This is a genomic window from Bartonella jaculi (assembly GCF_039543045.1).
In the GTDB taxonomy this organism is placed as follows: Bacteria; Pseudomonadota; Alphaproteobacteria; order Rhizobiales; family Rhizobiaceae; genus Bartonella; species Bartonella jaculi.
In genome coordinates this window covers 6,463-14,309 of sequence record NZ_BAABIZ010000026.1, presented here as the reverse complement: position 1 = coordinate 14,309, position 7,847 = coordinate 6,463, and the positions used below count along the sequence as shown (strand labels likewise).

Here is a 7,847-nt window from a genome sequence, read left to right as displayed (position 1 = left end):
CTAGCACTTCAGCTCACTTATACGGCAGCTTGGGCAAGGTGTGCTTGGCTTCACATTCAACGGAGTGATTTTAAGCTTGCCATGTTTGAGTTTAATCATGCTCTAAAACGCGCACACGTGATAGGCAGACGCATAGGCAGAGCCTATTCCAAGCGCGCTCATGACAGCAACACTGCCCCCTATCAAAGCCACTGAAAAGCCACGCGAATACACGCCGCAAATGCGAAAGCTTCAAAAGCGCATTCAGATACTTTTAGAGCAACACTCTCCCCCAAAAAACTTTAAATAAAGCCCTTTAAACAAGTCCCCTGAACAAGGAACGAGAGCCCAATACTCTGATAATATCCTAGCACTTCAGCTCACTTATACGGCAGCTTGGGCAAGGTGTGCTTGGCTTCACATTCAACGGAGTGATTTTAAGCTTGCCATGTTTGAGTTTAATCATGCTCTAAAACGCGCACACGTGATAGGCAGAGCACTTTCCGCACGCGCAATAAATAAAGAGAATACTCCCCCAAAATTGTATTAAACATCATTTTATATCTAGCAGAAGATCTCAAACTGCTTTATAAAAGATATGGTGTTCTGCGCTGCTCGACAGGAGATAACATATCCTGAGACCTTAGTGATCTCCAAGGGAGCTGTCCCTGATAAAGCTCGTGGGCTTTTTCATATGGCACCCACCTAGTGTATAGGTTCCCGGGATCAACTTTTTCCATCGGCTGTTGTGGATCACCACTTTTTTTGCACGAATGAAGTAAGTTGTTATAATGCTTTTTGGCGTGAAGTAGACCGCGATGATTTTTTCACGATATTTGTGAGAGCTTTTGTAAGTTTAAGGTATTTTCTTTATTGCATCTTTGTTACACCTTGTAGCCATTTATAGAATGATTGATAGAACAATGGCACAAAACACACAAGACTCACACTCTGCTTCATCGGTTCGCTCACAATTACGCGGGATCGGCTTATGCAAGCGCGATGCCCTCTCATCAGCAGAACGCGAGCTTTTTTCGCATCGTGCCTGTTGTCATTTGCTACAGAGCCTTGAACAAAGGGGGGAAGATTTTTCGCAAATGATTTTAGCGTGCTATTGGCCGATCAAATCGGAAAGCGACCCACGTCCTTTGTTTGCAGCTGTAACGGCGCGTGGCGGATGTTTAGCTTTGCCAGTAGTACTTGATTCGACCACCATGGTTTTCCGTGCCTTTTCGCAAGATACCGTACTAGAACCCATGCGCTTTGGCACGTTGGGTCCTGGATCAGAAAATGCTGTTGTCGTGCCAAACTTTATCATTGTGCCGCTTTCAGCGTTTGACAGCCACTGTCATCGTCTTGGTTATGGCGGTGGATATTATGATCGTGCTGTTGAAGCACTTGAAAAACAAGGTCATCAGCTTCATTTATTAGGTTTAGGTTTTTCGTGTCAGGAAGTTTCGTGTATACCGCATGCAGAACATGATCTGGTTTTAGAGGGAATTTTTACAGAAAAAGGTTTCTTAAAGCCTTAAAGTGTGATTAAAACGCTCATGCGTTTTTTGTTTTTAGGTGATATTGTTGGAGCAACGGGGTGTAGGGTTGTTTTTGAACAACTTCCACAGCTGATTGAAAAATGGCAACTTGATTTTGTTGTTGTGAATGGAGAAAATGCGTCTGGTGGTTTTGGCATCACCCAGGAGACGTATCAAGATCTTTTATCGATAGGTGTTGACGTTGTGACGACAGGCAACCATGCTTTTTCATGCAAAGAGATATTGCGCTATGTGCATGAGAACGATCGTTTTTTACGTCCAGCGAATTTTCCCAAAGACGTGCCTGGCAGGGGTTCGGGCATTTTCACGGCGAAGAACGGTGCTTGTGTTCTTGTAGCAAATCTTTTGGGGAGTGTTTTTATGCCGTGCAAAGCGGCTGATCCCTTTGAAACGGCTGAAAAGATTTTATCCGCTTGTTCTTTGATGGAGCAAGTAGATGCGATTATTTTTGACATTCACGCAGAAACGACGAGTGAAAAGCAATGTTTTGGTCATTTTCTTGATGGTCGTGTAAGCGTTATTGTAGGAACGCATACCCATATTCCAACGGCTGACGCGCAAATTTTAGAAGGTGGCACGGCTTATTTGTCAGATGCTGGGATGTGTGGGGATTATAATTCGTCTCTTGGAATGGATAAGGAAGAGCCTTTACACCGTTTTCTTCATAAGAAGAGGCAGAATCGCTATGAGCCGGCACAAGGACCAGCAACGCTTTGCGGTTTAGCAGTTGAGCTTTCAGACAAGACAGGTTTAGCGAAAAAGGTTTCAGCGGTAAGGATAGGTCCGCATTTAAAGCCTGATTTTCCAGATTTTTGGTAACACGCTTCGCATACTGTCTCTAGGCTTTGCACGCTGTCTCTGTAGGGCTCTTTTTGGCAACAGGCTTTTTCACATTCCCCGAATTTTAGTCCTATAAGGGGAGGTTTTCAGCAAAGGTTTACCCTGCAAAGAGCATTCCACAAAAGACATCCCACCTGAAGAGATGACCAGCTAAAAATTCTTGATCCAAGAACACTTTGCTCTAAAAGGATTTTTTTCACTTCACTTCCTCTTCACATCTCAAAGGACGCCGCCTCTCCTACCAGTTGCCGATCTGTGTAAACAGTCGTGCCTCTCTCGCGCTTGTTCCTGCTTCCCCTTCGTGCAGTTCACACCATAAGCTCTGCGGGGTAAGCCCAACCCTGAAGAGGCTTCCCCACAGTCTTTCCCTAAAGAGAAGTCTCTCACAAGGAATATTCCTGAAAGGAGCTCCACTAAAGGAAAATTTTCCTAAAAGGCATAATCTTAAAAGAAAGTAAGAACCCAAAAAAGTTTCTGCGATATCAGCTTTCTCATAAAAAGCTGCAGCCTTAAAAGAAGGTGCTCAGAGAAGCTCTGCTTCAAAGAAAGTTCCCCTAAAGAAGCCCCCCTGAAGGGGGAGGTTTAAACTGATATACGTTGAATGGTAGCACCACACCGTGCTCATTTTTCTTCTAAGCGTTCAAACCCGCGATCAAGATGATACACACGATTGACGATCGTTTTTCCTTTTGCTGCCAATGCAGCAAAATGGTTTTTCCTTTTGCCACCAATGCAGCAATAACAAGAGAGACGGAGGCACGTAAATCGGTAGCCACCACCGCACCACCGCACCACCGGAGCACCTCGCCACCGGAGCACCGCACCACCAAAACACCCCGCCACCGGAACACCGCACCACCAAAACACCGCACCACCAAAACACCGCACCACCAAAACACCCCGCCACCGGAGCACCGCACCACCAAAACACCCCGCCACCGGAACACCGCACCACCAAAACACCCCGCCACCGGAGCACCGCACCACCAAAACACCCCGCCACCGGAACACCCCGCCACTGGAACACCGCACCACCGGGACACCCCGCCACCGGGACACCCCGCCACCGGAACACCGCACCACCAAAACACCGCACCACCAAAACACCCCGCCACCGGAGCACCGCACCACCAAAACACCCCGCCACCGGAACACCCCGCCACCGGAACACCGCACCACCAAAACACCCCGCCACCGGGGCACCCCGCCACCGGAGCACCGCACCACCGGAGCACCGCACCACCGGGGCACCGCACCACCGGGACACCCCGCCACCGGGACACCCCGCCACCGGAACACCGCACCACCAAAACACCGCACCACCAAAACACCCCGCCACCGGAGCACCGCACCACCAAAACACCCCGCCACCGGAACACCCCGCCACCGGAACACCGCACCACCAAAACACCCCGCCACCGGGGCACCCCGCCACCGGAGCACCGCACCACCGGAGCACCGCACCACCGGGGCACCGCACCACCGGAGCACCGCACCACCGGAACACCGCACCACCGGAACACCCCACCACCGGGGCACCACACCACCGGAGCACCGCACCACCGGAGCACCGCACCACCAAAACACCCCGCCACCGGGGCACCCCGCCACCGGAGCACCACACCACCGGAGCACCGCACCACCAAAACACCGCACCACCGGAACACCCCGCCACCGGAACACCGCACCACCGGAGCACCGCACCACCGGAGCACCGCACCACCAAAACACCCCGCCACCGGGGCACCCCGCCACCGGAGCACCGCACCACCGGAGCACCGCACCACCGGAACACCGCACCACCGGGACACCCCGCCACCAAAACACTGCACCACCGGGGCACCGCACCACCGGAGCACCGCACCACCGGAACACCGCACCACCGGAACACCCCGCCACCGGAGCGCCTCGCCACCGGGACACCGCACCACCAAAACACCCCGCCACCGGAACACCGCACCACCGGGACACCCCACCACCGGAGCACCTCGCCACCAAAACACCGCACCACCGGAACACCGCACCACCGGAACACCGCACCACCGGAACACCCCGCCACCGGAGCGCCTCGCCACCGGGACACCCCGCCACCAAAACACCGCACCACCGGAGCACCTCGCCACCGGAGCATCTTGTAGATTTTCTGTTCTGTAGACGGTTGCCGTCTGCCCATCGCGTTTTATCTGCGCGCCCAAACGGGTGCGTTCTTGCACATGCATAAAGTGATTTTTGAAAATTGTTTCAGTGATCTGAGCAGTTTTCTTGAAAGGCGCCTCTTAAACAGGTTCCTTAAAAAGGAGTACTCTCCCCAAAAAGCCTCCCGAGCATGATACCCTGAAAAGAGCTCTCCACTAAAGGAAAATTTTCCTAAAAGGCGTAATCTTAAAAGAAAGTAAGAACCCAAAAAAGTTTCTGCGATATCAGCTTTCTCATAAAAAGCTGCAGCCTTAAAAGAAGGTGCTCAGAGAAGCTCTGTTTCAAAGAAAGTTCCCCCAAAGAAGCCCCCCTGAAGGGGGAGGTTTAAACTGATATACGTTGAATGCTAGCACCACACCGTGCTAATTTTTCTTCTAAGCGTTCAAACCCGCGATCAAGATGATACACGCGATTGACAATGGTTTCTCCTTTTGCTGCCAATGCAGCAATAACAAGAGAGACGGAGGCACGTAAATCGGTAGCCATCACGGGAGCCCCTTGTAGATTTTCTGTTCCGTAGACGGTTGCCGTCTGCCCATCGAGTTTTATCTGCGCGCCCAAACGGGTGAGTTCTTGCACATGCATAAAGCGATTTTCGAAAATTGTTTCGGTGATCTGAGAGATTCCGTAAGCCCGTGTCATCAGTGCCATAAATTGGGCTTGGAGATCGGTTGGAAAAGCGGGATAAGGTCCTGTTTTAATATCCACGGGTGTTATTTTTGTTTCTCTTGGATCTCGTTTAACGTGAATTCCTTCTGGTTTAATTTCGATATGGAGTCCGGTTTTTTGGAGTACTCTGAGCACTTGGGTAAGATGATTAGGATTTGCATTTTTGAGCAACACATCACCCCCGGCCATAGCCACGGCCATAGCATAAGTTCCGGCTTCGATTCGGTCAGGGATCACGTGTATTCTAGCCCCAGAGAGTTTTTTGACGCCCTCGATTGTGAGAGTTGATGTTCCTTCACCGATTATTTTTGCCCCCATTTCGTTAAGAGCTCGGATAAGGTTTGTCACCTCTGGTTCACAAGCAGCATTATAGAGGACAGTTTTTCCGTTTGCGGTTGCCGCAGCCATGAGCAAAACATGTGTTCCCCCGACAGTGACTTTAGGGAAACGATAGTCATCACCTTTTAATCCTCTTGGAGCTTTAGCGTGCACATATCCATTTTCGATAGCAATTTGTGCCCCCAAAGTTTTGAGTCCCTCGAGGATAAAATCGACGGGTCTTGTTCCGATAGCACATCCACCAGGCAGAGAGACATAAGCCTCTCCACAACGTGCAAGGAGGGGCCCGATCACCCAAAAGCTTGCGCGCATTTTTCTCACCAATTCGTATGGTGCATGTGTCGTGGCTATTTTTTGTGCTGTAAAATGGATTGTTCTTGCATTGTTGCAATCGCGGTTTGCTTTTTGTCCTTCGACGCTATATCCAACACCGTGATTATTCAAGATACGAATGAGGAGTTCGACATCAGCAAGATGAGGAACATTTTCTAAAGTGAGGGTTTCTTCGGTAAGCAAAGCAGCAATCATAAGAGGCAAAGCAGCATTTTTTGCTCCTGAAATAGGAATACTTCCTTTGAGGCTTTTTCCACCGATAATTTGAATAGAATCCATAGTAACTTTACTCTTTCCTTTGCGCTCCCCCTCCAAAGGTTTCGAATCCTTGGAAAGTTATTTTTAATACTGATCTTAGAACGAAGTTTTGCACGATTTGGTTGCAAAAACGCCATAAAAAAAACAAAATTGAAGTATTTCAGAGTGTACTCTGTGCTCTTTTCCGACTTTGCTCTTTTCGGCGTTTTAGGTTTTCACGCAATTGTTTTGCGAGGCGCTCTTGGCGTTTTTTTGCTTTTTCATCTTGATGATTCATTTTTTCTTGCTTTTGCTTTTGATGCATTTGTATCATTATCATTGCGCAACCTTTTGAGCCAGTTTTGAGCTTTCTTTAAGCACCCCGATACTGTTTTATAAGGAATGTATGTCATGACACAAGAGAGGTTTTCTTTCAAGAATGCATAAATGCTCTCTTGCCTATTTTTCAACAATATGGCACAAGGCAGCGCGAAGGTTTCAAAATGCTGCGGTAGCTCAGTGGTAGAGCACTCCCTTGGTAAGGGAGAGGTCGAGAGTTCAATCCTCTCTCGCAGCACCATTTACCCGCAGCATCATTACCCGCAGCATCATTACCCGCAGCATCATTACCCGCAGCATCGTTGCCCGCAGCATCATTACCCGCAGCATCATTACCCGCAGCATCATTACCCGCAGCATCGTTGCCCGCAGCATCATTACCCGCAGCATCATTACCCGCAGCATCATTACCCGCAGCATCATTACCCGCAGCATCATTACCCGCAGCATCATTACCCGCAGCATCCTTTTATCCGCACATCATTACCCGCAGCATCATTACCCGCAGCATCCTTTTATCCGCACATCATTTACCCATAGATCATGGCTGTGGATATTTTTTTAGCCTCTTCAGCACTGTGCCCCCTACCACCACGCCGTGCAACACCTCCACACACCCACAGACCTCTCCACACATCATTACCCACGCATCCTTTTACCCGCACATCATTTACCCACTTCGAATCCACGCACTACGCCACTTTTTATCTTTCATCTTACACAGTTTCTCACGCCCCTTTGAATTACCTCTTTAATTGCCTCTTTAAGAGACATGCATAATCACAGTCCTTTTATTTTCTCTTTTTACAGATTTACGCTGTACCGTTTTTACGATTACACAGAAAGCAATAAAGAAGCTTTTGATAAGAACCATATGAAACGCTTCTAAACAACAGGTTAGCAAGCGTAAAACAGAGCAAATTTACTCCAATCATCCTCCCCCTCTCCACCCTTTTCACCCACAGACTTTCTTCCTCATCAGCATTCAACCACCAGAAACCACTTCACAGACAACTACCCACAGAAGCTTTCCCATTCTTTCGCTTACTTTTCGGGGTATTTTTCATCTTATCTTTCTCTCAAGAGGCAACCTCAACCCAAACCTCCCCTTTGCCACCCTCTACCCTTCGCACCTTTCCGCACAAGCCCACGCCGTGCCCCCAACCACCACGCCATGCAACACCTCCACACCCACAGACCTCTCCACACATCATTACCCGCAGCATCCTTTTATCCGCACATCATTTACCCACTTCGAATCCACGCACTACGCCACTTTTTATCTTTCATCTTACACAGTTTCTCACGCCCCTTTGAATTACCTCTTTAATTGCCTCTTTAAGAGACATGCATAATCACAGT

Annotated in this window: 7 protein-coding genes, 1 tRNA gene, 1 other RNA gene and 2 pseudogenes; 5 read left to right on the top strand and 6 right to left on the bottom strand. The window is 49.3% G+C overall.

Annotation, left to right across the window (positions count from 1 at the left end; all coding sequences use genetic code 11):
• The 4 genes and pseudogenes from ABD915_RS07650 to ABD915_RS07635 all read left to right on the top strand — a co-directional run.
• A pseudogene (locus tag ABD915_RS07650) lies at window positions 1-195 on the top strand (hypothetical protein); the annotation flags it as partial.
• A 384-nt stretch (window positions 196-579) separates the two neighbouring features.
• A non-coding RNA gene (ssrS, locus tag ABD915_RS07645) (6S RNA) lies at window positions 580-738 on the top strand.
• 164 nt (window positions 739-902) lie between these two features.
• Window positions 903-1,511 carry a 5-formyltetrahydrofolate cyclo-ligase gene (locus ABD915_RS07640; protein WP_345117086.1) on the top strand — a complete coding sequence of 203 codons (609 nt, stop codon included), beginning with the start codon at window positions 903-905 and terminating at the stop codon, window positions 1,509-1,511.
• Between the two features lie 18 nt (window positions 1,512-1,529).
• Window positions 1,530-2,351, top strand: coding sequence for a TIGR00282 family metallophosphoesterase (locus tag ABD915_RS07635; RefSeq protein ID WP_345117084.1), 822 nt, complete (start codon window positions 1,530-1,532; stop codon window positions 2,349-2,351).
• Between the two features lie 2,141 nt (window positions 2,352-4,492).
• Here ABD915_RS07635 and ABD915_RS07630 read toward each other — a convergent pair.
• The 3 genes and pseudogenes from ABD915_RS07630 to ABD915_RS07620 form a co-directional block, all read right to left on the bottom strand.
• Window positions 4,493-4,627: pseudogene (locus ABD915_RS07630) on the bottom strand (UDP-N-acetylglucosamine 1-carboxyvinyltransferase); the annotation flags it as partial.
• Between the two features lie 265 nt (window positions 4,628-4,892).
• Entirely contained in the window at window positions 4,893-6,188 is a 1,296-nt protein-coding gene (gene murA, locus ABD915_RS07625; RefSeq protein ID WP_345117081.1) for a UDP-N-acetylglucosamine 1-carboxyvinyltransferase, read from the bottom strand.
• Between the two features lie 139 nt (window positions 6,189-6,327).
• Complete coding sequence (locus tag ABD915_RS07620; protein WP_345117090.1) at window positions 6,328-6,486, bottom strand: hypothetical protein; 159 nt, start codon at window positions 6,484-6,486, stop codon at window positions 6,328-6,330.
• A gap of 165 nt (window positions 6,487-6,651) precedes the next feature.
• Here ABD915_RS07620 and ABD915_RS07615 point away from each other — a divergent pair.
• Window positions 6,652-6,726, top strand: a tRNA-Thr gene (locus tag ABD915_RS07615).
• Here ABD915_RS07615 and ABD915_RS07610 read toward each other — a convergent pair.
• The 3 genes from ABD915_RS07610 to ABD915_RS07600 form a co-directional block, all read right to left on the bottom strand.
• The gene (locus ABD915_RS07610) at window positions 6,705-6,950 is read right to left on the bottom strand and encodes a hypothetical protein (protein WP_345117079.1); all 246 of its coding nucleotides are present in this window, start codon (window positions 6,948-6,950) and stop codon (window positions 6,705-6,707) included. The genes ABD915_RS07615 and ABD915_RS07610 overlap by 22 nt on opposite strands.
• A 65-nt stretch (window positions 6,951-7,015) precedes the next feature.
• Window positions 7,016-7,174 carry a hypothetical protein gene (locus ABD915_RS07605; RefSeq protein ID WP_345117077.1) on the bottom strand — a complete coding sequence of 53 codons (159 nt, stop codon included), beginning with the start codon at window positions 7,172-7,174 and terminating at the stop codon, window positions 7,016-7,018.
• Window positions 7,175-7,564: 390 nt separating this feature from the next.
• Window positions 7,565-7,711 carry a hypothetical protein gene (locus ABD915_RS07600; RefSeq protein ID WP_345117075.1) on the bottom strand — a complete coding sequence of 49 codons (147 nt, stop codon included), beginning with the start codon at window positions 7,709-7,711 and terminating at the stop codon, window positions 7,565-7,567.
• Window positions 7,712-7,847: the final 136 nt, after the last annotated feature.